This is a genomic window from Methylobacterium tarhaniae (assembly GCF_001043955.1).
Classification (GTDB): Bacteria; Pseudomonadota; Alphaproteobacteria; order Rhizobiales; family Beijerinckiaceae; genus Methylobacterium; species Methylobacterium tarhaniae.
The window spans coordinates 1-24,084 of sequence record NZ_LABZ01000002.1 but is presented as its reverse complement, the minus strand read 5'-3'; the positions used below and the strand labels follow the sequence as shown (position 1 = coordinate 24,084).

At 63.3% G+C, this 24,084-nt stretch carries 18 protein-coding genes and 1 pseudogene; 11 read left to right on the top strand and 8 right to left on the bottom strand.

Annotated elements, in window-relative coordinates:
• Window positions 1–17: 17 nt before the first annotated feature.
• The gene (gene traA / locus VQ03_RS00205; protein WP_053078332.1) at window positions 18–3,047 is read right to left on the bottom strand and encodes a Ti-type conjugative transfer relaxase TraA; all 3,030 of its coding nucleotides are present in this window, start codon (window positions 3,045–3,047) and stop codon (window positions 18–20) included.
• 157 nt (window positions 3,048–3,204) lie between these two features.
• Between traA and VQ03_RS00200 the strand changes: the two genes are divergently transcribed.
• From VQ03_RS00200 to VQ03_RS00185, 4 genes are all read left to right on the top strand, one after another.
• Complete coding sequence (locus VQ03_RS00200) at window positions 3,205–3,480, top strand: hypothetical protein (protein ID WP_048448827.1); 276 nt, start codon at window positions 3,205–3,207, stop codon at window positions 3,478–3,480.
• Window positions 3,481–3,683: 203 nt separating this feature from the next.
• Window positions 3,684–4,640, top strand: a complete 957-nt coding sequence (locus VQ03_RS00195) for a HEPN domain-containing protein (RefSeq protein ID WP_245291907.1) — start codon at window positions 3,684–3,686, stop codon at window positions 4,638–4,640.
• Window positions 4,641–5,250: 610 nt separating this feature from the next.
• Window positions 5,251–5,436, top strand: a complete 186-nt coding sequence (locus tag VQ03_RS32485) for a hypothetical protein (protein ID WP_048448826.1) — start codon at window positions 5,251–5,253, stop codon at window positions 5,434–5,436.
• A gap of 643 nt (window positions 5,437–6,079) precedes the next feature.
• Complete coding sequence (locus tag VQ03_RS00185) at window positions 6,080–6,556, top strand: hypothetical protein (protein ID WP_245291906.1); 477 nt, start codon at window positions 6,080–6,082, stop codon at window positions 6,554–6,556.
• Window positions 6,557–6,712: 156 nt separating this feature from the next.
• Here VQ03_RS00185 and VQ03_RS00180 read toward each other — a convergent pair whose 3' ends face one another.
• From VQ03_RS00180 to VQ03_RS00165, 4 genes are all read right to left on the bottom strand, one after another.
• The gene (locus VQ03_RS00180) at window positions 6,713–7,021 is read right to left on the bottom strand and encodes a hypothetical protein (protein ID WP_048448825.1); all 309 of its coding nucleotides are present in this window, start codon (window positions 7,019–7,021) and stop codon (window positions 6,713–6,715) included.
• Window positions 7,018–7,662: a nucleotide-binding protein gene (locus VQ03_RS00175; RefSeq protein ID WP_048448824.1), complete on the bottom strand. Its 645-nt coding sequence runs from the start codon at window positions 7,660–7,662 to the stop codon at window positions 7,018–7,020. Before VQ03_RS00175 ends, VQ03_RS00180 begins: the two co-directional genes overlap by 4 nt.
• A gap of 322 nt (window positions 7,663–7,984) precedes the next feature.
• The gene (locus tag VQ03_RS00170; protein ID WP_048448839.1) at window positions 7,985–8,281 is read right to left on the bottom strand and encodes a helix-turn-helix domain-containing protein; all 297 of its coding nucleotides are present in this window, start codon (window positions 8,279–8,281) and stop codon (window positions 7,985–7,987) included.
• A gap of 31 nt (window positions 8,282–8,312) precedes the next feature.
• Window positions 8,313–8,672: a type II toxin-antitoxin system RelE/ParE family toxin gene (locus VQ03_RS00165; protein WP_048448823.1), complete on the bottom strand. Its 360-nt coding sequence runs from the start codon at window positions 8,670–8,672 to the stop codon at window positions 8,313–8,315.
• A 466-nt stretch (window positions 8,673–9,138) separates the two neighbouring features.
• On the opposite strand from VQ03_RS00165, the gene VQ03_RS31280 reads away from it, so the two are divergent.
• Window positions 9,139–9,345 carry a hypothetical protein gene (locus VQ03_RS31280; RefSeq protein ID WP_083467662.1) on the top strand — a complete coding sequence of 69 codons (207 nt, stop codon included), beginning with the start codon at window positions 9,139–9,141 and terminating at the stop codon, window positions 9,343–9,345.
• Window positions 9,346–9,587: 242 nt separating this feature from the next.
• On the opposite strand, the pseudogene VQ03_RS31275 reads toward VQ03_RS31280, so the two are convergent.
• A pseudogene (locus VQ03_RS31275) lies at window positions 9,588–11,975 on the bottom strand (PAS domain S-box protein); the annotation flags it as partial.
• A gap of 236 nt (window positions 11,976–12,211) precedes the next feature.
• Window positions 12,212–14,002 carry a S9 family peptidase gene (locus VQ03_RS00155; RefSeq protein WP_048448822.1) on the bottom strand — a complete coding sequence of 597 codons (1,791 nt, stop codon included), beginning with the start codon at window positions 14,000–14,002 and terminating at the stop codon, window positions 12,212–12,214.
• A 415-nt stretch (window positions 14,003–14,417) separates the two neighbouring features.
• On the opposite strand from VQ03_RS00155, the gene VQ03_RS00150 reads away from it, so the two are divergent.
• A complete protein-coding gene (locus tag VQ03_RS00150; protein WP_048448821.1) occupies window positions 14,418–15,026 on the top strand; it encodes a recombinase family protein in 609 nt (202 codons plus the stop codon).
• Window positions 15,027–15,173: 147 nt separating this feature from the next.
• Here the strand turns inward: VQ03_RS00150 and VQ03_RS32480 are convergent, their stop codons facing one another.
• Window positions 15,174–15,569, bottom strand: coding sequence for a hypothetical protein (locus VQ03_RS32480; RefSeq protein WP_157063873.1), 396 nt, complete (start codon window positions 15,567–15,569; stop codon window positions 15,174–15,176).
• A 1,675-nt stretch (window positions 15,570–17,244) separates the two neighbouring features.
• Between VQ03_RS32480 and VQ03_RS00140 the strand changes: the two genes are divergently transcribed.
• From VQ03_RS00140 to VQ03_RS30795, 5 genes are all read left to right on the top strand, one after another.
• Window positions 17,245–17,562: a beta-barrel domain-containing protein gene (locus VQ03_RS00140; RefSeq protein ID WP_048448819.1), complete on the top strand. Its 318-nt coding sequence runs from the start codon at window positions 17,245–17,247 to the stop codon at window positions 17,560–17,562.
• Window positions 17,563–17,662: 100 nt separating this feature from the next.
• The gene (locus VQ03_RS31270; RefSeq protein WP_083467660.1) at window positions 17,663–18,187 is read left to right on the top strand and encodes a lysozyme inhibitor LprI family protein; all 525 of its coding nucleotides are present in this window, start codon (window positions 17,663–17,665) and stop codon (window positions 18,185–18,187) included.
• Window positions 18,188–18,198: 11 nt separating this feature from the next.
• Window positions 18,199–19,791 (top strand): Hint domain-containing protein, encoded by a 1,593-nt coding sequence (locus VQ03_RS33570; protein WP_167376032.1) that lies wholly within the window; start codon window positions 18,199–18,201, stop codon window positions 19,789–19,791.
• Window positions 19,792–19,882: 91 nt separating this feature from the next.
• Window positions 19,883–20,281, top strand: a complete 399-nt coding sequence (locus VQ03_RS33565; protein WP_048448817.1) for a toxin-activating lysine-acyltransferase — start codon at window positions 19,883–19,885, stop codon at window positions 20,279–20,281.
• Between the two features lie 154 nt (window positions 20,282–20,435).
• The coding region (locus VQ03_RS30795; RefSeq protein ID WP_053078331.1) for a calcium-binding protein at window positions 20,436–24,084 on the top strand (3,649 nt) is incomplete at its 3' end.

Here is a 24,084-nt window from a genome sequence, read left to right as displayed (position 1 = left end):
TGCCGTCCTCGTGCTCCCTACCGACCGAGACCCAGGCCGCGCGCCCGCCGCAGCTCCAGCTGCCGCACCTGCTCCCGGCGCAGCTGCTCCTGGCGTGCGGCCTCGGCCGACAGTTCCAACTGCGCCTGCCGAACCCGCTCGCGTTCTAGACCCGCCATCAGCTCCACCACCCGCCCCGGGCCCGGCCGCTCCTCCAGCGCCTGCCGCACCCGCGGATCGCGCTGCAGCGCCTCCTTCAAGGTCGCCTGTGTCCCGGCCTGCGCCGCGTCGAGCCCGAGCCCGGCCGCCGCCAGCGCCTCACGCTGGCTCTCCAGCCGCGGCAGCCCCTCCCGAGCCTGCCGCTCGCGCGCGTCGTGGGCCTGCAGGTAGCGCTCCAGTGCCCGCTCCAGGTCCGACCGCGACCGGAGCCGATCGGCCAGCGGGTCGGCGACCGGCTCCTGCACTGGCTCCTGCCTCTCCGGCTCCAGCGGTCGCGCCATGGGCGGCGGCGCGCGCAGCCGCAGACCGGCGAACCGGGGGCTGCGCGGCGTCTCGGGCTGGTGCGTCCCGGCCCGTACCGCGCTCGCGACCGGTGCCGGCGGCTCCGCTGATGGCGAGGTCGGCTCACGCCGCAGCTCGGCGATCAGATCCCGGTGGGACGGCTCGCCAGGCGCCGGGTTCTCCGGGACCGGCCCTGCCGCGAGCACGATCCCGCTGCGCAAGCCGAGCCGCTCTGCCAGCCCCCGCCGCGCCGCGAACGCCGGGGCGTAGTCCAGCACCGTCTCCTTCGCCCCCGAGCGCGACAGACGCGCCTCCAGAGCCCCGTACACCGTCTCGTGGCGCACCCAACGCTGGTCCTGGTTCGGGCAGAACTCGCTCCCGTCGACGTAGAGCTCCACCGCCTCGCGGTGGCGGGTCATCGCCACGTAGGTCAGGTGACGGTCCATCGTCGTCGAGGCCAGCACGAACGCCCGGTCCACCGTCGCTCCCTGGCTCTTGTGGATCGTCGTCGCATAGCCGTGGTCGAGCGCCTGATACGCGTCCGTCGCCACCTCGACCCGGCGCTCCTCCGCCCCGTCGAGCCGCACCACGATCCGCCCCGCGGCTACCGCCTCGACCGTGCCCAGCATCCCGTTCTTCACGCCAAGCGCCCGGTCGTTCTCCAGGAACACCAGCCGGTCCCCCGGCGCGAACCGGCGCTCGCCGTCGTTGGTCGTGAATGCCCGCTCCCCCGCCTCCTCGCCCTGCACCAGCGCGCCCCGCTTCTGCAAAGCCGCCCGGATGCTGTCGTTGAGCGCCCGGACATCGGCCCGGCGATGCGCCAGAACCACCTGTGAGCCGGTCGGCCGGCGCTCCCGGTCGGCGAGGTAGTCCCGCACGATCGCCGCCCCGGCCTGCGCCCGATCAGGCGCGATCTCGATCGCTCCGGCCTTCTTGTAGGCCTGCAGGCCCTCGGTCGTGCGATGGCTGGCGAACGCCACCGAAGCTGCGCGCTGCCACGGCTCGCGCTGCCGGCGGATGTCGGAGAGTTCGGCGTGCCCGATCCGCTCGGCGATCGCCCGGAACGGCGCCCCCGCGCCGATCGCCTGCAGCTGCTCGTGGTCCCCCACCAGTACCAGTTTCGCCCCGCGCGCCTCCGCCTCCGCGACGAACCGCGCGAGCTGGCGCGAGCCGACCATCCCGGCCTCGTCGATCACCAGAATGTCGCCGCTTCCGAGCAGCCCGCGCTCGTTGCGCCAGCCGAGATCCCACGAGGCCAGGGTGCGGCTGGCAATGCCCGAACTCTCCTCCAATCCCTCCGCCGCCTTGCCCGCCAGCGCGGCGCCGTGCACCCGGTAGCCTTGGCGCTCCCAGGCAGTCCGCGCGGCGGCGAGCATCGTGCTCTTGCCGGCACCGGCAAACCCCACCACCGCCGCGATCCGCTCCGGCCCGGTGACGTGCTGGATCGCCTCGCGCTGCTCCGGCGATAACCCGGCCGACGCCTCGCCCGTGCTCGCCCGGATCGCCGCGTCCTGCGCCGCAATCGCGTCCGCGACATGACCCGGCTCGACCCGGTACCGATAGCTCACCTGCATCCGCCCGGCGGCCTGCGCCATCCCGGTCTCAATCGCCAGCATCTCGTGCGTGGTATAGCGCGCCGCGCTCACCTCGCCGGTGAGCGGACCGGTGCTCTCGGACTGCAATGTCACGAGAGCCGGCGAGGCCATCACCGTCGCGAATGCGTTCTGGAAGGTGGTCGCGTCGTCATCGAGCGCGCGGTGCAGCGCCCTGGCAATATCCTGGCGGCTGAACACCGCCTTCTCGTCGGTGAGGATGCGCAGCACCTCCTCCGGCCGGCGCGCGATCAGGTCTGCGTTTCGTGCGGCGGTCTCGGCATCGAGCGCCACCCGATCGACCCCTGGTTTGCCGCGCCGCTGCATCTGGCTCGCATGCACCCCGACATGCTCGGTCGGGGCGAGTTCGATCCCGCGATCGAGGTGCGAGCGCCGGTCGATCGCGACCGCATGACCGGCCTTCGCGAGATGCTCGTTGGCGCACTCCTCCCAGATCGCCCGCAGCGCCACGACCTCGCCCCGCGCTGTCGTGGCGACGTCGAGAACCCGGGTCTTGGCTCCGAGCCCGTCGGCGGTCACGGCCCGCGTCGTAGTCAGGATGTGGGCGTGCCAGTTGCGCTCGTCGCCCTCGCGGCCGGGCGCGTGGACGGCGACATCGGCCGCGACGCCGTAGCGGGCGCACAGCCGCTCGGCGAAGTCGCGCACGAGGCCGGCGCGCTCCTCAGGCGTCAGCTCGTGCGGCAGGGCGACCTGGTACTCGCGCGCCACCTTGGCATCCTTGCGCCGCTCGGCTGCCTCGACGGCGTTCCACAACGCGGCGCGATCCTGCGCCCAGGCCGCTCCGTCCGGCGCCACGATGAAGCTCGCCGCGACCCCCGTGCGGCGCTGGTAGTCGTGGATCACGCCGGTGCGTTCGTCGGCGATGAGGCAGGCGGCGCGGTAGGCCGCGGCCGCGGTGGCGCTGCGGCCAACAGCGCGGGAGACGGGCTTGATGCTGAAGTGGTAGATCGCCACGTTCGCTACGTTCCCAGGCCTCTGCCGCAGGAGGAGGGCACGTTAGCGCTTACATTGCGATAGCAATGTTCAAGTGCGCCCTTCCACTCCTTTCCAGGGTTACCACAGCCTGATATCACCGCAAGGAGCGTGACCGTTCGTCAGGAGACCGATCCGCATGCCGGCGCCCCAGGCCGCCTCCGCCGAGGCCACCCGCACCCGGCTCGCGCAGGCCCAAAACCGGCTGCAACAGCTCGACGCGCGGGCGGCCCAGGAGGGGAGGAAGCGCGACACCCGCCGCAAGATCATCCTCGGCGGATTGCTGCTCGAGGCGGCCGGCAAGGAGCGGCGGTTCGCCGAAGCGCTCGACGAGCTGATGACCCGCATTCAGCGGGCCCAGGACAAGACCGCGTTCGCCGAATGGACCCCGGCCAAGCCGGCGGATCGGGCCTGACAATGCGCGCGATCCTGGGAGAAGAGTGCAGCGTGCTCGGGTCCGATCGCTGCTCCAGCGCCGGGCCCGTGGTACGGGAAAGGGCCGCGCTGATGGATGGATCAGAGGCAGGCGGTGCAGCGGTCCGGATCAGGTTTCGCTAGGCTCGCCTTTGACGAGAACCTGGTGATGGCGCTGGGTCAAAGCGGACTCGATCCGGCGGGATGGAAGGGGCCGCACTGAACGGTCAGGACGCGATGGATACCGAACGGCTCGCCCACCTGCCGGACCGCAAACGCCGCGAGCTGCAGCACGCGGTGCGGATCCTGTTCGAGGAGTTCGAGGACGCGCAGAAGACCAAGCTGTCGGACAAGGCCCGGCGCGGCCGTATCCTGAAGCTCGTCCTGTTCGGGTCCTACGCCCGCGGCGACTGGGTCGAGGATCGCGGGAGCGGCTACCTGTCGGATTACGACCTGCTGGTGGTCGTCAACGATGCCCGCTTCGCCGAGCCGTACGAGGCGTGGGAGAAGGCCGAGGAGCGGCTGCTTCAGGAGCTGAGCCTGGGCGGTCGACTGGCGACGCCGGTGAACGTGATCGTGCACACGTTGCAGGACGTGAACGACCAGCTGGCGCAGGGCCGTCCGTTCTTCGTCGACATAGCGCGCGACGGCATCATGCTCCACGAGGCACCGGGCTTTCCCCTTGCCTCACCCCAACCTCTCACCCCCGAAGCGGTACGGGCTGAGGCGCAGCGGCACTTCGATCAATGGCTGCCCAACGCAGACATTTTCTTCGGTCTGGCGACCCGCACCATCGCTGACGGTCACCATCGGCAGGCTGCATTCCTGCTGCATCAGGTGACCGAGAGCCTCTACCACTGCGTCCTGCTGGTCCTGACGCTCTACAGCCCCAAGCTCCACCGCCTGACCAAGCTGCGGTCACAGGCCGAAAGCGTCGATGCCCGGCTGGTCCCGGTCTGGCCACGCGATACGAAATTCGCTCGGCGCTGCTTTGCCCTCCTCAACCGCGCCTACGTCGATGCGCGCTACTCCCCGCACTACGAGATCACCGGCGAGGAGTTGGCCTGGCTCGTCGAGCGGGTGAGCGCCTTGCAGCGATGCGTTGCAGCGATCTGCGCCGAACGGCTCGAAAGCGCGGGTGCGAACCGGTCGGAATCATGAGCCGCCGCGGCGGATTCGCGGTTCAGGCCAGCATCGTCTTTCCTCGGAAGTGAGCTGCCAAATCCGAGCGGATTCTCGGGCTCTGAAGCTCAACGGTGAATCAGCCATGACGGTGCGATAGCGCGGCTGCGCTCACGCTAAAGCACCCCGTCCGGTTGAACGAACGCAGCCTGTGACCCGCATGCTGCGGGTACATGCCTGGGCATCTGGCTCAAACCCGTTGATGCGAATCTCAACCCCAGTAGGGTGAGGCTCTGCCAGGCCCGCGACCCTGCCTCTCGGCAGAGCTTTGTGACGGTTCCAACCCCTCACCGGTTCATGAGTACACACCTCGACGCAGCCGCTCCAATGCGGCTTCGAGTCCTCCGCAGACCGTCGTTGGATTCCGCTGATCCTTCTCGCCCATAATCACACGGCTTCCGCCTAGGGAATGCTTTTGGGCGACTTGGGGTGCGGGCATGGCCCTGGGGGCGGCGACGTTGGGCGCTGGCGCCCGTTGGGGCTGGGGACGCGAGGGTACTGACCTGCGGGATGGCGCTGGCGCTCCACGGACTGCCTGAGCACGGGCATTCGCTGCCGTGAACGCGACGGCATACTCCTCCCCGAAACGGTGCAGGATCGCCCTGCGCTGAAGGCCGCCCTCCGTGCGCTGGTACTTCTTGCCGGCCTCGGGCTCGTACCGCGCCAGGAACCCCACCTCGACGAGGACCGCGAGGGCACCCCGCACCCGGGCTTCCGTGAGCCCAAGGGCTTCGTGCTCGGCCAGGGCCCGCCGGTCGACCGGGATCGCACATAGGAGCCGCCTGGGGCTGCTCCAGAACCGAGCCAGGAACACCGCGAGGGCGAAGGCCGCATCTCGGTTCTTCCGGCCTCCCAAGGCAGCCGACAGCCGATCGCGAACACCGGCCGGCAGCCGGTACGGGCCAGCACTGTCGGGGCACCAGGCAGCCCGGCTGGATACCACCTCACGCCGTTGGTGCGGCTCATCAAATCCCATGGGAGCAGGCATTTCGCCACCACCCCGGGCATAGGCGTGCGTCATCGTTCGGCCCTCTCGGGCCGCGGGTCAGCATTCGGCGCCGCCGGTCGGGCGGTCCGTCACAGGCAAGCCGAGCCCGTCTCCGAAAGCGTGGCTTTCAGATTGACTCGCACAGCGATTTCGGGGGATGATCCGTGCTGCAACGCATTCGGACCGGCCCCCTCGGGGCTCTAGACCCTGGTGGCCCTGGCAGGCCTCCGGGGTCTTGCTTTTTCAGGTGGCTGCTGTCGCGGCGGTGATCCTGGTAGCGACTCGCGGGATGCGAGCCGCCTTAATCAGCCATTCGGCACGAACGGCAACGGTTCGTCAAACTTTGGCGGGGTTGGCGACCTCAGAGGCCGCGAGATAGATGGCCTGATGGCTGTTCACCCGCTTGGCGGTGAGCCAGGCGAGGCAGCGGTTGAGGGATATCCCAGAGGAGAAGCGCCGACTCGCCGATGCGCTGCGCGTCAGTGCTATGGCCGAGCGCGACCGTCTCGCAGCCTTCGTCCTTGACGAGGCGACAGCGTTCGCGGCCAACCCCTTCCCGTCCACAACGGCCGGCGTTGCCCGCCAGCGCTGGGGCCTGCGCGAGATTGAGTTCGAGGCGATGGAGATTGCTGCGGCAGGACTACCGTGCCTCCTGGCAGCACTGGCCTGCCTACCGTCTGCGGAACCCCTGCGACAGGAGATCCTGCGGACACCGACCCATGTCCTCTACCTGCTCCATCGGACAGAGGGCGAGCAGCTCGTCGGAGCGGTGCTGCACGGGAAGCCTCGTCTAGCCTTGCCGCTCTTCGTCCAGCCTGATCCTGCTCCTCGACTCGTAGCTCGGCGACAACGGCGCCGACAGGTGAGCGCACAGCAACTCGACCTGTTCGCGATCGACGTCCCCTGAGCGGGCTGCCGGATATCAGGCCATGCCCGCTCCATCGCTTTCGGGAACGACCATTATCGAAGGCGATGTCCAACGCTGTCGGTCTGTGACACTTTAGTGCTGTAGTGCTACAGCTCTCTAGCGCCTTGGTGCTGTAGCGGTTCTGGCGCCGAGGCATCAGCCCTTCTTATCGCCCTTCAGCGCCTCGACGGACGGGTGCCCGTGCTTCTGCAACGCGGCGTCGATCCCCTCCATGATGACGTCATGCACCTTCACGTCGCGGGTGAAGGCTATCTCGCGCAGCCGGCGATGCACCTCGCGCGGCAGGTAGATGGACGTATGCACCGTCTCAGGGCGAGGGCGCCGGCCGGCCGGCTTCGCAGGGGCCTCAGGCGCCGCCCGTTCGGCGGGAGCCTCGGGCTTGGGCGCGGCGGGCTCGGCACCCGGCAGGGTGAGGCCGCCAATCAGGGAGGGTCGCTTGCTCATGCCCGGTTGCCCTTCATCTTGCGATCCACCCACGCCCACAGCGCCCGAATTTCCTCGGCTGCCTTCCCGTCCGGAGCGAACTCGGTCACGCCCTGCCCGGCAGCGATAGCGTCCTGATGGTCGGCACGCTGCGCCAGCGGTGGCTCTGCCAGGACCCCGAACATGCTCAAGCCGCTGGCTGCCTCTGTCGCCCGGGATGACCGTCCGGGCGGGCATTGGTTCAGTGCGAAGGCGAACCGATCCCGCATCCCGAGCCGCATCAGGGTCTCGATGGTCGGCATCGTGGCCTGTAGGTCGAGGCGCGAGGGACGAGCCGGCACGAGGGCGAGATCCGCGGCCTGCATCGCGAGGTTGCCGCCAGTCGAGGACACGCCCGCAGTGTCGAGGATCGCGACGGTATAGCCCTCAGCCTTTAGTGCTTCGAGGATGGCGGGCAGCTCACCAAGCCGCTCGGGGGGCAGCCGATCAACCGCAGGTGCGTCGGCCGTGCGGGTGTCGCCCCAGGCACCAAGCGACCCCTGAGGGTCGAGATCGAGGGCAACGACCTTCTCGCCGGCCTGTGCCGCGGCAACGGCAAGGGAGGCCGCCAGCGTCGTTTTTCCGACGCCTCCCTTCTGCGTGACGAGTGTCAGGGTCCGCATGTCTCACCTGTGATGCTGTCGCATCATAGCAGGTAAGCGCCACAGTATGAAAGCACTACAAACGTATGGTGTCGTCGCGCTGTGATGCGGTAGCATTGTAGCGCTACAATGCTACCGCATCACAGCACGATGCCCCATACCGATGCGCCCCGGAGCGAGCATGAAGCTGCCTCTCGCGCTACCGGCTGCCGAGCTGATGGCACTCCTTCCGCCCGGTCGCAGCTCGATCGTCGATCCACTTCGCCTTCGCCGAACTTCGTCATCAGATCTTCCGCTCCGGTGACGCCAGCCTCATCCGGCGATAGCAGTCGGAGGCTGGCGATCAGGCCACCTCGCCAAGGATCTCCCGCACCACCTGCGGCCGCTTCTCGACCATTGCCAGGAGCACGCGGGCAGGCCCCTCCGGACGGCGGCGCTTCTGCTCCCAGTTCCGGAGGGTGTGCAACGAGACGCCGATGGTCGCAGCAAAGGCCGGCTGAGCGAGTCCGGTCCTGGTCCGGATCTCAGCCACGTCCAGATCCTCCGGGACGTGGACAACGGTCCCCTCGGGAGGATTGCCCTCCATGTAGGCCAAGGCGCTCTTGGCGCCGCTCAGGATGCGGGTGAAGCTGTCGGTCATCGGAGACACCATGCGGAGGGTTGCCGGTTCGTCAGCGCTTCTTGCTGCGCCGGTGAGCCGATTTGATTGCGGTGGCCACCTTCTTGAACTCGGCAACCTCCGCATCGGTGAAGTTTTCGCGATCCCCCTTGCTGAGGACGGCAACGAGGAACACGGGGATCGTCTCGTCGAGGTAGATCGAGACCACCCGGTAACCGCCCGACTTGCCCTTGCCGCGGCCGGCGACCCGACCTTTGCGAAAGCCGCCGGAGCCCTGGATTTCATCGCCGTAGCCCGGCGTCATGGCGTAGGTGTTGATCGAGCGTTGGCGCTCCGCCTCGGTCATGCCCGCCCGCTTCGCGTCGGCGAGGTAGTCGGGGGTCTCGACGACGGTGTGAAGCGGCTTGGACATGAGAATGTGTAAGCCAATGGACTACGTAAGTCAATGGCTTATGATGTACCGTAGACAGCTTGGCCCGCTCGTTGCAGATCAGACTCGCAGCGCGCCCTCTCCCTTCACGAAGGTGGGCGGCCAAGTGATCGGCCTCGCCACACACCTCTGACGCCCAGCCTCCTCATCAGCACTGAAGCACCACAGAGCTACAGCATTGTAGCATTGCAGCACTATCATGCTGGTGTTCCTGAAGCTCCTCCGATGCTCCCCCCTGTCCTGCGCGAGCGCCTTGCCACTCTGAAGGACTCGTCCACGAAGGTCACCAAGACGCCTGAGAGCCGGAAGATCGGACCAAGGATCGCCGCGAAGCAAAGGCCGAAATGCTGGCAGACTCATCGCCTCCAAGCTGATCACCAATCCACAAAAACGGGCCCACGTCGTTTTGGCTATGGTGTGACCGCGTGGAGCCTGGCATAGCGCGCCCATGGCCAACGAAGTCCCGCATCCCTACTCCATCGAGGTTTCACCACTGCCCAAGCCGGAGGGAAACTTCCAGTGGGCGATCCGCCGGAGCGGTAAGTTGATCGAACGGTCCGACCGGCCCCACCGTAGCGAGGCCAAAGCCTTCGAGAGCGCCATGGAGGCTGTCGAGCGGGCCATGAAGCCGGGAGCCGATGGCGGTCGTCGCTGAGCGCGCAGCCGGCCGGGACACTCGATCTGGCCCTCGTCGCCCGGTTGGCGCGAGTTGCCATTAGGGCCAGCACTTAAACCCCATGCAGTCGTTCCGCATATGGGGCTCGGCCGTGCGGAAAACAGGTGTTTTCCGGCCTCCAAGTCGGCCAGTCGGGCGTGTTGGCTGACACCTAACGCCGACGGGCACTTCATGGGTCTGTTGACGACCCGTTGCAGACCCTGGGAAGGTCCGCTCTCGGGCTATGCCGCCGTCGTGAGCTTCGCGACGGCACCGACGATCTGTCGAAGCTGGAACGGTTTCTCCAACCGTTCGACGCCCGCGAACTCGGCCGGGATCACCTCAGCGTCATACCCGGTCGTGAAGACGAACGGGATGCCGCGGTCCTTCAGTGTCTTGGCCAGCTTGAACGAGGGGCCCGGACCAAGGTTGATGTCGACCACAACGGCGTCGAGCCGCTGCTCATCCAGCTCTGCGCGCGCATCCTCTTCACTCGCACACGGGCCGACAACCTCCGCGCCCGCGCCTTCGAGCGCCCGAGCAGCGTCCGTCGCAAGATAGAAGTCGTCTTCCACCACCAGGACACGGCGACCCGTGAGATCGGGTCCACCCGTCATGTCGAGCGCTCCTCCGAAGACTGTCATGCGCTGCGGTGCGCCTGTTTCCAGGATGCTGGCGCCCTCCTTGAGCGGGAACTCCAGATGACAGCGGGCGCCACCGGGCTCGACCGTCATCTTGCCACGCCCGCGCAGCTCGTAGGGGACACGCGCCTCGATTAGCTCGCTGCCGAAGCCACGGCGACGGGGCGCATCTTGGGTCGGCTGCGGGCGCTCGGGGGCACCCTCTTCCGTCCAGTCGAAGACGAGCCATGGGCTGCTACGTTTCTCGACAACGGACCACCGGACGGTGACCTTGCCATCCGCGACGGACAGGGCGCCGTATTTGAGCGCGTTGGTGGCCAGCTCGTGCACGGCCAGCGTCAGCACCTCAGCGGCCTTGGGCGACAGCGCGACATCCGGCCCATCGAGGTCGTATTGTCCCTCGTGCTGCGCCTGCACGCTCACCTCGTCGCGCACGATGTTGGCGATGCCAACGCTGACGTTCGCGGCGCGGGTGAGCAGCGCCTGCACGCGGGCGAGGGCGAGCAGGCGGCCCATCAGCAGCTCGGCGTAGTCCGGCACGGTGACGGCCCGCTCGCCGGTGCGCCGCGTCACCGAGCGGATCATCGCCATGATGTTGCGCACCCGGTGCTGGAGTTCAGCCAGCAGGACAGCAGAGTGCTCGGTGGCGAGCTTGGCCTCGGTCACGTCCTCGGCGATGCCGCCGATGCGGGGGATGTGGCCGTCGTCGCGTAGCGGAAAGTCGATGTTCCTGATCCAGCGGAAGGCGCCGTCCGAAGGTCGCTGTATGCGGAACTCGTGCACTACGGCCTCACCCGCGCGCGCCACTTTCAAATGGTTCAGGGCAGCGTCGCGGTCGTCCGGTACGATCAGAGAGGCCCAGCGCGCCACATCGCCAAGCAGGGCGTCGGCGTCCACGCCGTAGATTTTCGCGACGGCAGGGCTCACGAACTCCATCGCCAGGGTGTCCGCGTCCCGGATCCACAAGCCCGCGGCCGAGGCCGCGGCGAACTGTCGGAACCGCTCCTCGCTCTCACGCAGCGCCGCTTCCGCACGGGCGCGCTCGATGGCCGCCCAGGTGCGTTCCGCTACATCCTCGAGCAACTTAAGCTCGCCGTCTGTCCAGTCGCGCGGCTGGGTCGCCGCCGCTGTCAAAGACCAGACGGCGTTGCCCTCGCCCCTACGCAACGGGGCGGTGAGTACGGCGCAAAGCCCTAGCGCCTGGTAGGACTGCCTGTCGGCTTCGGCGAGGCTGCGATCGGCGGGCCCGTCGCGGATGACGAGCGGGCCGGTTTCCATGCGCTTTATGATTTCGGGAAAGTCCGCGAAGCGGTACTCGCCAGTCAGCGCTGGCAACCCGGAGGAGCGAAACTCGGGGCCGACCCAGCCCTTCTCCTCCTCTCGCGCGAACCGGGCGATGTAGCAGCGGTCCACGCCCAGGTGTTCGGCCACCATGCGCGTGGCGAGCGCGCCGACGGCGTCCGCTTTCATGTCCGGCCGGATGGCATCACTCAGCTTCAGCAGGAACGCCTGCCGCTCCTCACTTTCGCGCAAGACCTTCTCAGCGCGTGTCCGTTCCGTCGTGTCCCTGAAAACGAGGCAGATCTGCCGGCTTCCTTCCCCACCGACGCGAGAGATGAAGACCTCGTACCACCTGTCAGTTTCTTCATGGTGGTTTTCAACGCGTCGTGCCACGCCGGTTCGAGCCACTTCGGCGTAGGTTTCGATCCAGTAATCCTCTGTGTCCGGACTCACCTCGCTTCGGAGCTTGCCGACGACATCGATCAGCCCGGTGTGCTTCTTGAACGCTTCGTTCACTTCCAAGAAGCGGTAATCCGACGCGCGCTGGGGATCGTCGACATATTCCAGCAGGCAGAAGCCTTCGTCGATAGAGTCGAACAGGGGGCGGTATTTTTCCTCGCTCTCGCGCAGCGCGGTCTCGGCCCGTATGCGTGCGTCATCTTTCGCTCGCAGATCCGCCTCCGCAGCCGCGAGACGACGTTCTAGGTCTGCGATGGTCGTGCGCTCGTCCATCCTTCGACTGAGCATGGTCCGGCCACGGTGCGCAACCCGAGGTCGGCTTTCGGGCGACTACCACATGACCGCTCTCCACCCCGTGCGGTCATTCCGCAACTCAGGCTTGGCTGCACGGCAAACATGTGTTTTCCGACATCCAAGATGGTCAGTCAGGTATGTCGGCTGAGACCCGACGCTGACGGGCGGTTCATGGGAGCCGCTTTCGACCCTCAGCAGACCTGATGCTCTCCCAGTTCCACAGGTGTAGTCGTGAGATCGACATCGGCCAGCCACTCCTGGATTTGTTCCCAAAGATGCGCGATGTTCGCCGGGCTCGAAAGGACGTGCCCCTCCCCCCAGTAGCGCACGAACCGTGTCCGCCGCCCCAGCTTCCGCAAAGCCGAGAACATCTCCTCCCCTTGCCCCATCGGCACGTAGTCTTGGTCGCCCTGGGTGATCAGCAGCGGCGCTCGGATACGGTCAGCGGCCAGGAGTGGGCTGTTGCGCACGTAGCGTTCCGGATCGATCCAAGGCGGACTGCCCAAGCGGATACCTTGTTCAGGCGACCACGCGGCGCTGAACAGCAGATGTTGGGGGTCGCCGTAGCGGAAGCGTGGGTCGCCTGCGCCGTAGAAGCTGAAGAGGTCGCAGAACCCTGCCATCGCGATGCCGGAGCGGAACGCCTGCGTCGTTGCGAGGAGGCCCATGACCGCGTAGCCGCCGAAGCTCTGGCCCATCACATGAACTCGCTCGCGGTTGACGTAACCCGCCGAAACGGCCGCCTCGATCGCCGCTTCGGCGGCCGGGGCCAGGAGGGACAGCAGGTCCAGCGGTTCCTCCCCTTCGGGGATCGTCATGCTCGGCTGGATCACCACGTAGCCCAGCGCAGCTAGCAGGTGCAGGTTGAGCGGGCTGGCGTCGTTGAGCTTGAAGGGACGCCGCACGATCGGCCCCGGTGTTGCACCTGGATAGACCCAGACCACTGCCGGTCTGGGGACGCCGTCCTCGTGGCCCGGGGGGAGCAGCAGCCGAGTCGTCGGCCGGGCACTGTCCACGGACGCGCCGTCGAGATCTTGTATTGTCCCGACCCGAACGCGGCGCAGGTGAGTGTTGGTCTCGAAGACCCACTCGTCGGGCGCACCGTCCCTCGTGGCGATGCCGATGCGGCTGCCCTCCTGATCCTCGACAAGGTAGGCGATCCGACCCGTTGCCTCGTGAGTGGCTACGAGCCGCGCGCCCTCGGGCAACACCATGGCCGTGGCCCAGGCAGGGGACGTCGCGGGCGATGGTATCTCTGGCTTCTCCGAGGGGATGCGGACGAACATTTGCCGGAACGCCGCGATCTCCGGTGTGACCGTGTCGTCGCGTAGCGGGGTCGCGGACCCGTCCGAGGGAGCGACGGTGACGAAGACAGGCTCGGGATCGAGGTAGGTCAGCCCCTTTGGAGCACCTGGAATGACGTCCAGCACGTCTGCCGTCGGCTCCCGCCCCGCCCGCGCCTTAGACCACTCTATAATCGCTCGGCGCGGGGCGCGGGTCTCAGTCTCGGCGGCGATAGGGAGCAGCCCGTCGGGCAGCACCGCGCACAGGACGCGGTCTGTATCGAGCCAGAGGCAGGGGGACGCCCCGAAGCGCATGGCGACGTTGCGCTCCAGAAGTACGGTGCGCTGGCCAGAGTGGACGTCAACAACTACAGGGCGGATGGCCGTGCCGTCGACCATCGCGGCGGTGATCCACCGCCCGTCCGGCGACCACATGGGAGCAAAGAAGCCGAGCCCTTGCGCGACGTCGGCTGCGAGGGGGTGAACCTCATGCGAGGCCAGATTGGCCAGCCAGAGTTCGCCCCGGTCGTTACCCATGAGGAAGGGGCGCTGGTGGCAGACGCCCTGCGCAGCGGCCCGCTGCACGACGAAGGCGAGGTAGTCGCCCTTAGGCGAGAAGACGAACCCTGGTGCCCATGAGCCGTCGAAGGTGTCGAGATCAAGGACGTCCTGGACAGTGAAGTCGCGTGTTCGATCCATGCCTTGCCTCCTGGTCAGCGGATGCCAACCAGAAAGCAGCTATGTCCGCAATCCGCCCCAAGCGGTCATTCCGCCTCCCAAGCTTGGCTGCACGGAAAACATGTGTTTGCCAACAAGGGCCGAACCCGTCCAGCCGTGTGACCTTCAGCGATAAATGGCGGAATTCTTCGCTCGCTGAATGGCGCTGGTAACCAGAGTGCCGCGCGTCCCCTCGATGCCATCACCCTCAGCGAGGTCCGCAACGAGGCCATGATGGTGGCTGTCCGTGGGGCCTTCTAACCAGCGACGCTGCCTGCCAGGGCTGTCCGGAACCGACCGGTTCTGGACAGGACGGCCAGACCTGTTCAAAATCTAGCTTCCGCGAGTTCCGGACATGTGTCCAGTTCCGGTCAAGGTTTTCGGACAAATCTGCCTCATGCCGCGCACCTTCGCCTACCTCCGCGTCTCGACCCCCGGCCAGACCACCGACAACCAGCTCACCGAGATCCAGGCCGCCGGGTTCACCATCGAGCCGCGCCGCCTCGTGACCGAGACCGTGTCAGGATCCACCGCAGTCGGGCAGCGCCGCGGGTTCGCCCGCCTGCTTGATCGGCTCGAGGCGGGCGACGTCCTCGTCGTGACCAAGCTCGATCGGCTCGGCCGCAACGCCATGGACGTGGGCGCGACCGTCGCCAGGCTCGAGGAACTCGGCGTGCGGGTCCACTGCCTGGCGCTGGGTGGAGTCGACCTGACGAGTTCGACAGGCAAGCTGACGATGGCCGTGATCAACGCGGTCGCGGAATTCGAGCGCGATCTCCTGATCGAGCGGACCCAGGCCGGGTTGAGCCGGGCGCGGGCGGAAGGCCGACGGCTCGGCCGTCCGGCCAGTCTCAGTGGCGAGCAGCGCGCGGAGGTCGCTCGCCAGCTCGGGGAGGGTGCGAGTGTGTCGGCCCTGGCACGGGCATTCAAGACCAGCCGTCAGACGATCCTACGGATCAGGGACGCACTCGTGACACTCCCATTACCTCAGTCCCGTAACGTATAATCGACCGTCGATTTCGGAAATATGCATTGATGAACGTCGATCCCATATTTTTAAAAGCAGATTATTTTGGCTATTTTTATCTAATTGATGATATACACAAAAATATATAAATTCTTCGCATATTTTCATGTCACATATAATTGACTGCTAAAAATAAGGCCAAGAAAATGTCTTATTGTCTTTGCCATATTTTTTGCAATAATTGCCATATAAAGATTTTGAAGTATTAGATGGAAAATATTCGTTTTTCCATCTCAAAACTTCGTCAGCAAATAATGCCAATATATATAATATTCCTAAATAAATACCTATATATCTCGAATATGAGAATAAAATATTACCTAATTTATCTATTTTTTCTGGATTAGAACTTGCTCCTAAAGTAAATAAAACAGCAGCACCAGTAAATCCAGCCGCAGCAACATTTGATCCTACGTCGTGAGATCGAACAGCTGCACGCGCCCAGAGCAAAGAGGAAAATAGCCCACACAAAGCCGACGAATAAGTAGCTGCAAGTCGAACATACACACCATCTAAATCCATGTAAATCAAATTTCTAGAGAATGGCGCCCATATTGCTATCATGAATGCACCGCATATGATTATACAAAACAAACCAAAAGTCGACGGTTCTACTAACTTTCTGTTTCTAATAAAATTTTTTATTTTCTCAAAAATCGAGGTAAAATACTTTTTTATTATATTCATGTTACACCTATTACGATTTTTCGCTTGTTTTTGAGCGATTATCTGAGAGATAACACGATCACACATTACTACATTATAAAAATTTTTGGAAAATCGCCTGTTTTTGTATTTTTAGCAGCTATGGGTATTTGCGAAAACTAACGTGACACATACTGAGTAGCTTTGCGCATGGCTGAACCGATGCAGTAGACCAGGCCTAAATGGGACGCCCAACCACACAATATGCCGCGCTGTCCGTTTGGTTGTTGTACGCTGAGCGTGTCATCCTTTGATCTGAACCCACCCTTGCAGACGCCGCCTCAGCGTGCCGAAGGGCTGTCCGCTGCGGTATGCCCCTATGGACGGCCGGAATAACGAAGGGACCTGGGAGCACCGCGCCTTCGATCCGTAATGGGTGGGAAGTGGGCGCTTTTCGATGCAGGTTCATCCGATGAAGGGTCGCACACTCGTTCTCGCGCTCGGCGCTGGTCTCCTGCTCGTGTCGGCGATGCTGGTCGGCAGCCCGCTCTTGGCAATTCACCTATCGAGGCGGCCCCTCGTTCCGGCGACACCACCCCTCTTGCAGGACGTGCGCGCTGGGAGCGGATGGGCCAGCATGGGCTGCTCGCGGCCGACGTCGCCGTCCTTCGCCTCCATGAGCGAGGCCGTGTCGCCGGACCTCACCTCGCGCCTCGCCGCCCTGTTCCCCCCAGGGAGCGACGCGGACGCCCTTCAGACAGCGTTGGTCGCTCAGGGCTTCGGAGACATGGCGACGTGTAAGGACGATCCTTCAGTCTATCACGCCGCCTTCCGCCAGACGGGTGGCGGCTTCGCCGGACCATACCCGATCGAAGCTGTGGTAGCCTGGAGGCGGACCGAGGATGGACACGTCGAATGGACGAAGGGTTTCGTATCTTATCTTGCCCCTTGAACAGGCTTGGATATCAGCAACGAGTCGAAAGCTGACCCAAACGACGCTCAAAATCCGTTAGGGTATACCCCTACGGATGCATCTGTTCGTGCATAGCTCGCGCTAGTCGGACTGCCCTCATCCGGCTGCGTGCGGAGGGAGTTGCATCAGAGTAACACAGCCGCCCAACCTCATCCCCCAACCCAGGATTCCCTGCCATTACGACTTGACCTGGGGGCATGGATGTTGCCCTTTTTTGCCGAAAGGTTGTTAGATTTTTGCTGAGCTTTTTATGTGTAAAAATGCTGATGTAGACAGTCTGATGGATGAGCAAAAAATGTCTACAGAAGATTGATTCTGCGACTCAGGGTTGACGATCCTCGCCAATAGCTTCGGCGCATCTGGCAATCCGTTTAATATACAGTGTGCTCAGCGCGAATTAATTCAGCCATGATGCGTATCCGACATGGATGATTTGGTACGGACCAGTCGTGCATATGGCTACAAGGTATGGGCTGGCCGGTCGTCGATCCGGCGATTGAAGGCCCTTCCGCTCCCGGTCGTCGCCCGCCACATCGACGGCACGTCCTTCGTCATTGGCAGTAGGACTTCGAGGCGCAGGTGCAGAACGGCGACATCGGCTTCGTGACGGAGAGCCAGGAGGTGGAGGTGAAGCTCGAGGCCTTCCCGTTCACGCGCTACGGTCTGGTAAAGGGCCGGGTGCGCCGGCTCGGTCGCGACGCCGCGGTGGCGGGCCCGGGCCGCGGCGCGCCGGGCGCGCAGGGCACGAGCGTGCCGGTGCTACAGGCACAGGCGGCCCTGACCTATCCGGCGAAGGTGGCGCTGGCGCAGGACTGGATCGAGGTCGAGGGGCGGCGCGAGGCGATCAAGCCGGGGATGCGGGTGTCGGCGGAGATCCGGACGGGGCGCGGCGGGTGATCAAGTATCTGCTGTCGCCGATCTCGCGGACGATCAAGGAGGCAGCGAGGGAGCGATAAATACGACATGGATCTGCATAAACACAACCAAAGGAGATATTATGAGGTCTAATTATAAATACCCCACAGCATATAAGTCAAATAGATTTGTTTATTTTGCTGTCGTGATGCTAATTATTGCCGTAAATCGATCGTCTTTTGCCACTGAATTGGATGTAGAATCAATAAAAATATCAAAATGTTTAGAAGGTGCAAATGCAAATTTGGATGAAAAGAGAAAATGTATAGGAGTAATTTATAATTCATGCATTGAAGATGCTAGTAAATCGACATTATCTGGAATGATTGAATGTCAAAATATTGAATATCGTGCGTGGGATAAAAATCTAAATATCGTATATAATAAAGTTATAAAACTAAGCAACCCTGATACAAAAATATATATTAAAAAATCAGAATTAAAATGGCTAGAATATATTAATAAAAACTGTGAATGGCCAAAATATGTATATCCAACTGGCACTATACAAGCTCCTCTTGTTCAAGAATGTTTACGAAATGAAACTGCGTACAGAACAATCTTTCTAGACGGCGTTGCTAGAAGATTGCTTGAGGCAGAAAACTAAGGAGAAAAGCCGTGGAATTCAATAACTCCCTATCTTCGCTCCTAATATCTGCCCATATACTTGGATCAACAGAAGGTACATACTATCAGAGAAATGGTGCTTTCCAAGATACTAGGTTCAATGGCGTGGTATCTAACGCAAAAAGTGGCCTTTCATTTGGCATGTCCCAGCTAGATGTTGCGGCCAACAAGGCAGCAAAAGATTTATTTAGCAGCGCATTACAAGATGCTGTGGCTGGTTCACGCATAACATCTCAACAGGCCAATGATTATCTAGATCGGGCATCTACAAAAGGCCTATCGACTTCGGGAAAAAATTTCTCGAAGGCGGAGATGGATATAATCTCAAAGCAGGTTATCATTCCGTACGGCGCACGCATATCAGACGTGGACGCACAGCATATTTTCGATGCCGCAAAAACAGTAAATGATACAATCAATACTATTAAGAATGCGTGGGGTGGAAATGCTGGTGTTTTTGATACCACAAATCAAGATCAACTTATGGCTGTTGGGCATCTTCTTTCTTGGTCAAATCGTACTGGCGGCCTTTCTTCTTTTACAAAGTTTCTATCTGGACATCCTATTGTTAGCAAAAAAACCGGTGAGATACTTAGAAAATCTGATGGCACTATTTTGCAGATTGATCACCCTCCGACACTTGAGGACGTGCGCGAGTATTTAAAAAATCAATCACAATTTGTAAACAATCCTCGTGAATTCAAAAACGTGGAAGATAACATACGCCGCGGGATAGATGGGATACCAGGTATTAATGAAATACCATGGCGTTTTGGGGAGGTTTCTACTGATGGCAGAATAACAAGATTCGCCAGCTTAGAATTTGAAGGCAGTCTATTGGAGTTTATTAATAAATCATGCTTCTTATCAGGAACAGATGTATCTATAAGCAAAGGAAAATCTATACAAATACAAAACATAAAGAAGGGAGATTATGTAGAAAGCTTCGACTCATATTCTGATGTAATTTCACAAATTTTTACAAAAAAAGTAAAAAATATATATACAAATATCACTAACGTCGTTGTTGACGTTAGAGGTTTGCGCTGCACTCCTGGTCACATCTTCCTCACAGGAGAAGTTGATGCCAGCGGCCAACACCGCTTCGCCCCCATCGCCAGCATCCTGCGCGACGACGGTACTCTCGTCGAGCGGGACGCCACGATCATCCGCGCCCGCACCGGCGCCAAGCTTGGACAGGCCAACGACGCCCTCGTCAGCGTCGTCTACCGCGACCAGTCCATCGCTGACCAAGCGGCACCAGAACGCCGCACCCTCGTGCGTGCCGGCATCCCCCTACCGTCCGTCATAATTAAGGACACACTCGCCCCCGCCCAGTCCCTCGCCCAGCACCTCGCCGACCATGGCATCACCCCCTTGGCCGACGGCCGCCTGCGCACCCCGGACGGTACGATCCACGACGCCTGCAACTGGCCGGAGGGCGCCACGCCCTTCGACACGCACGAGGCCCGCAACTGGATCGTCCAGGCCAACGGCGTGCCCTACTGCCCGCCCTGGATCCGCGACCTCGTCGCCGAGGATGAGACCGAGGGGCTGCGCGTCGTCAGCGCCCTGTCGGCCTGACGCCGGCCGGAGTCTCGCCCCGCGCCGAACCCTGACCCGCGTGCCCGGCCCGTCCGATCCGCGCGCTCCCATCTCTGACCAGAAGGGTCCGATGTCGGATCACGCCTCCCCTCACGCTGTCCCGGACGGCAGCGAGAAGACCATCGCCACGGTCTTCGGCGAGATCGTCTGGCTGATGAGCCGCAGCAGCGCGCACCGCTCCATCCCGGTCGGCGACCTGGAGCACCTCGTGATGGCGCCGATCCTGCTGCGTCAGATCCGCGTATTCTACGACGGAGACCAGCCGGCCGCCGCCGTGCTCTACGCCCGCGTCTCCGAGGCGGTGGCGGCCCGGCTCGAGGCCGGCGCCACCACGGCGGAACTCAGCCTCGACGACTGGCACTCCGGCGACACCGTGCGGGTGATGCAGGTCATCGCTCCGCTCGGCGGCGCGGAGATCTACGCCCACGAGACCCTCGCGGTCCTCGGAGACGCGCCCGCTCCGCACTGAGCGCGCCGGACCGGCGCAGGCCGGCGGCACAGCCGCCCCGACTTCTCGATCACCCCGCGCTGCCCGGGGGCCGACGCTATGCGTCGGACCCAACGGGAGCGCTCGGCCCGAACGACCTCGTCCACCCTCACATCCGACTTGGGACCCCCGCACGATGACGACCGACTCGCTCACCCTCGCGACGCAGGCCGGAGCACACGCCACCCTCGCGCCGGTCGTCCTGCGCCTGTTCGGCCAGGCGACGCCGGCCGCCGAGGCCGTCGAGGCTGCCATCCCGACGGCGCGGGCCTACCATTACGGCCCGGAGACCGCCTCACTGTTCGAGACAGTGAGCGAGGTCGTCTATCCGAGCGACGGCGGCACGGCGCTGAAGTCGCAGGTCCGCGAGGGCTGGCGCACCTACAATTTCGAGGTCGAGGACCTGCACACCTACATCGCCGGCGGCCTACGGGTGCACAATACCTCGCTGCCCGACCTCGTGCCGGAGGGCGCCACCGATGTCGTCTTCGCCGACACCGATGGTGACGGAAAGTGGGACAAGGCAGATTACAAGCTCGGTGGCGGCGTCAGCGAGACGATCCACGGCCGGGACACTGACGGCAACGGCACCACCGACCTCGTCAAGCGCATCAAGACCATCCCGCGCGAGGAACTGCTCGGCCCGCAGGACAAGGTCGTGTGGGAGGAGATCTACCAGGGCACCAGCACCGTCCCGTCTGAGAAGAAGATCATCGGCATCGAGTACGCGCCCGGTACCCTGCAGGGCGAGGAGGCCGGCCGCACCCTCGGCAGCGTGCTCGGCCATGCCATCGGTGGCAGCAACATCTTCGCCCAGGTCGGCAGCGCGACCATCACCTCGACCCTGCTACAGAACGTCGGCGAGCTGCTGCACAAGGGTGTCGACCTCTCGCTCCTGTCTCTCGACGGACACGATGTCTCTCCGCTCGAGGCGGCCGTCACCGACACCTTCAAGGATTTCGGCAAGGATCTCGTTGGCAACGCGAAGGTCCAGGCGCTGAGCGCTCTCAGCGGAGTTCTCGTTGGCGAGATCGCCGACGCACTCAACCTGCAGGGCTTCGAGCGGGGCTTGTTCAGCACGGTAGGCAACACTGTCACCAATCAAGTCCTCACTAACGTTGCAATGATGACCGGCGTGATGGAGGTGCCAAGTACTGTCGTCAGAGAGAACCTGAACCTCCTGTCCGGCTTCGATGCGGTCAACATGGCGACGAATGTCGCCAACAGCCTCGGCGGGTTCTTCGGCTCGCAGCTCGGGCAGAAGGCCGTGCGCCCCCATAACGAGCAGGCCTCCCTGTTCGGATCGGCCGCGTCGGCGGTGGGAGCCTATATCGGGACGCTTACGGGCCTGCCGATCATCGGCCCGATGATCGGGTCGTTCATTGGGCAAACGCTCGGAACCATGGCGGGCAACGCGTTCGCCGATGACGACCGGCAGGTCCATATGGCTATGCAGACCACGGCAGATGGCTTGCTGCAGCCGAGCCAGCCCATCATCCGCGATAATGCCGACCAGAAATTCATCACCCTCGCCAGTACCCTGGCAGGCAGCATTCAACAGCATGTCAATGACACCTACACAGGATCCAATCTGAGGATTGACCTCAATCATAAGTATACAGATTTTTCTCTTGGGATGTACATAGATAAAGACAGCAATAGAAAGATCTACAGCGTCAACGGCGACTTCGTGGCGAGCCAAGAGTCGATGACTGGCCTGATCGCAGGATCGGTCGATTATGTCTTCACCAACTCCAACGCCGTCGGCGGCGACCTGTTCGCGCGGCGGGCCTACGCCGCCTCGCACAAGGAAGGGCTGACGCGGCTCTCGTTCGACCTTCAGGTCGCCCAGGATTTCAAGAAGTATCTCGCCAATACCAGCCTGATCAACAGCGTGATCGCGGACTCCCCAGAGAGCTCGTTCTCCGCTGGCTGGATCGCGACGCTGCAGCGGGCCCTGGAACTCGGCCTGAACAAACTCGTCGACTTCAACGCGATGGAGTACCTTGCCTCCCACGGCGATCTGCAACAGTCCTTCGGCCGCGACAAGGCTGCTGCCGAGCGGCACATGATCGAGTACGGCATCCCGGAGGGACGCCGGGTCACGTTCGACGCACTGGAGTACCTCGCCGCCAATCCCGGCCTAGCCCAGGCTTTCGGGGGGATCGACCGCGACCGCGCGGTGAACCACTACCTGGATCAGGGCCGCAACGAAGGACGCCCGACGCGGTTCGACGCCACCCAGTACGTGGCCGCCAACGGCGACCTCGCCGACCAGCTCGGCGCCAACAATCCCGAACAGGCGCTGCGGCACTACATCGAGTATGGCTATCGCGAGGGCCGCACGACCACGTTCGACTACCGGCAATATCTCGCCGCCAATCCCGGCCTGAAGGAGGAACTCGGCGGCGTCGATCCGACCACCGCCTCGCGGCATTACATCGAGACGGGCAGGCGCGAGGGGTGGCCGACGCAGTTCAACAGCTACGCCTACCTCGCCTCCTACCCGGATCTCTGGCAAGCCTTCGGGAGGAACTTCGGCGCGCTGCACCAGCACGTGCTGGACTACGGCCTGCGGCCGACGACCTTCGACGCCTCCGCCTATCTGAATGCCCATTCGGACCTGCAGGCCGCCTTCGGCACCAATCTGGAGGCCGCGGCGGAGCACTTCGTCGTCAATGGCCGCAACGAGAACTGGCGCACGGTGGTCTGGTACGGCGGCCCCGACGAACGGAACGTCGTCGGCGGCGCGGGTATCGATACGGTCTCTTACGCATACACATCGATCGGGCTGGTCGTCGACCTGAACGCCCAGCGGACCTGGAACGGTTATGCAGGCGACAATTTATTTTCGATAGAGAACGCAGTCGGTTCATACTTCAACGACACGATTCACGGTAGTGCCGGCATCAACGGCATTAATGGTGGCGCCGGCAACGATGAGATCTTCGCTCATCAGGGCAACGATTACGTCGAGGGCGGGGTCGGCCACGACGTCATCGTCGGTGGCTCCGGCAATGACACGCTGTACGGCGGAGACGGGGACGACCAGATCCATGGTGAAGACGACGACGACGTGATCGGCGCGGATGCCGGCAACGATACCGTCTATGGCGGCTCCGGCAACGATAGGATCTTCACTCATCAGGGCAACGATTACGTCGAGGGCGGGGTCGGCCACGACATTGTCGTCGGCGGCTCGGGGAACGATACGCTGTACGGTGGAGACGGCGACGACCAGATCCACGGTGAAGACGACGACGACGTGATCGGCGCGGGCGCCGGCAACGATACCGTCTATGGCGGCTCCGGCAACGACGTGATCCACACTCATCAGGGCAACGATTCCGTCGAGGGCGGCGGGGGCACTGACGACATCGACGGCGGCGACTTCGAAGATCTCCTCAGCGGCGGCGACGGCGACGACAGGCTGACCGGCGGCAACGGTTTCGACACGCTGCGGGGGGATGGGGGCAACGACTCGCTCTATGGCGGCAACGAGGACGACGTCCTGGACGGCGGCTCCGGCAGCAACGTCATCGACGGCGGCAGCGGTACCGACACGGTCAGCTACGAGACCTCCGGCGCCGCCATCGTCATCGACCTGCAGGCTCAGGCGACCTTCGACGGGACCCGCGGCGATCGCCTGGTCTCGATCGAGAACGCCATCGGCTCATCCTTTAACGACACGCTGATCACCGGCAATGGTACCACGCTGCTGGATGGTGGCAGCGGCAACGACACCCTCTGCGTCGTTAACAGCAACCAGGCCAGCATCCGTGGCG

What these genes read in the sequence shown, in the direction of transcription:
- VQ03_RS31280 (WP_083467662.1), top strand. Translation starts at nt 9,139, where the DNA reads ATGGCCAACGAAGTCCCGCATCCCTACTCCATCGAGGTTTCACCACTG.
- VQ03_RS00170 (WP_048448839.1), bottom strand. Translation starts at nt 8,281, where the DNA reads ATGACCGACAGCTTCACCCGCATCCTGAGCGGCGCCAAGAGCGCCTTG.
- VQ03_RS00175 (WP_048448824.1), bottom strand. Translation starts at nt 7,662, where the DNA reads ATGCGGACCCTGACACTCGTCACGCAGAAGGGAGGCGTCGGAAAAACG.
- VQ03_RS33565 (WP_048448817.1), top strand. Translation starts at nt 19,883, where the DNA reads ATGTCGGATCACGCCTCCCCTCACGCTGTCCCGGACGGCAGCGAGAAG.
- VQ03_RS00150 (WP_048448821.1), top strand. Translation starts at nt 14,418, where the DNA reads ATGCCGCGCACCTTCGCCTACCTCCGCGTCTCGACCCCCGGCCAGACC.
- VQ03_RS00165 (WP_048448823.1), bottom strand. Translation starts at nt 8,672, where the DNA reads ATGTCCAAGCCGCTTCACACCGTCGTCGAGACCCCCGACTACCTCGCC.
- VQ03_RS00200 (WP_048448827.1), top strand. Translation starts at nt 3,205, where the DNA reads ATGCCGGCGCCCCAGGCCGCCTCCGCCGAGGCCACCCGCACCCGGCTC.
- VQ03_RS00195 (WP_245291907.1), top strand. Translation starts at nt 3,684, where the DNA reads ATGGAAGGGGCCGCACTGAACGGTCAGGACGCGATGGATACCGAACGG.
- VQ03_RS32480 (WP_157063873.1), bottom strand. Translation starts at nt 15,569, where the DNA reads ATGGATTTAGATGGTGTGTATGTTCGACTTGCAGCTACTTATTCGTCG.
- VQ03_RS00155 (WP_048448822.1), bottom strand. Translation starts at nt 14,002, where the DNA reads ATGGATCGAACACGCGACTTCACTGTCCAGGACGTCCTTGATCTCGAC.
- VQ03_RS00180 (WP_048448825.1), bottom strand. Translation starts at nt 7,021, where the DNA reads ATGAGCAAGCGACCCTCCCTGATTGGCGGCCTCACCCTGCCGGGTGCC.
- VQ03_RS31270 (WP_083467660.1), top strand. Translation starts at nt 17,663, where the DNA reads ATGAGGTCTAATTATAAATACCCCACAGCATATAAGTCAAATAGATTT.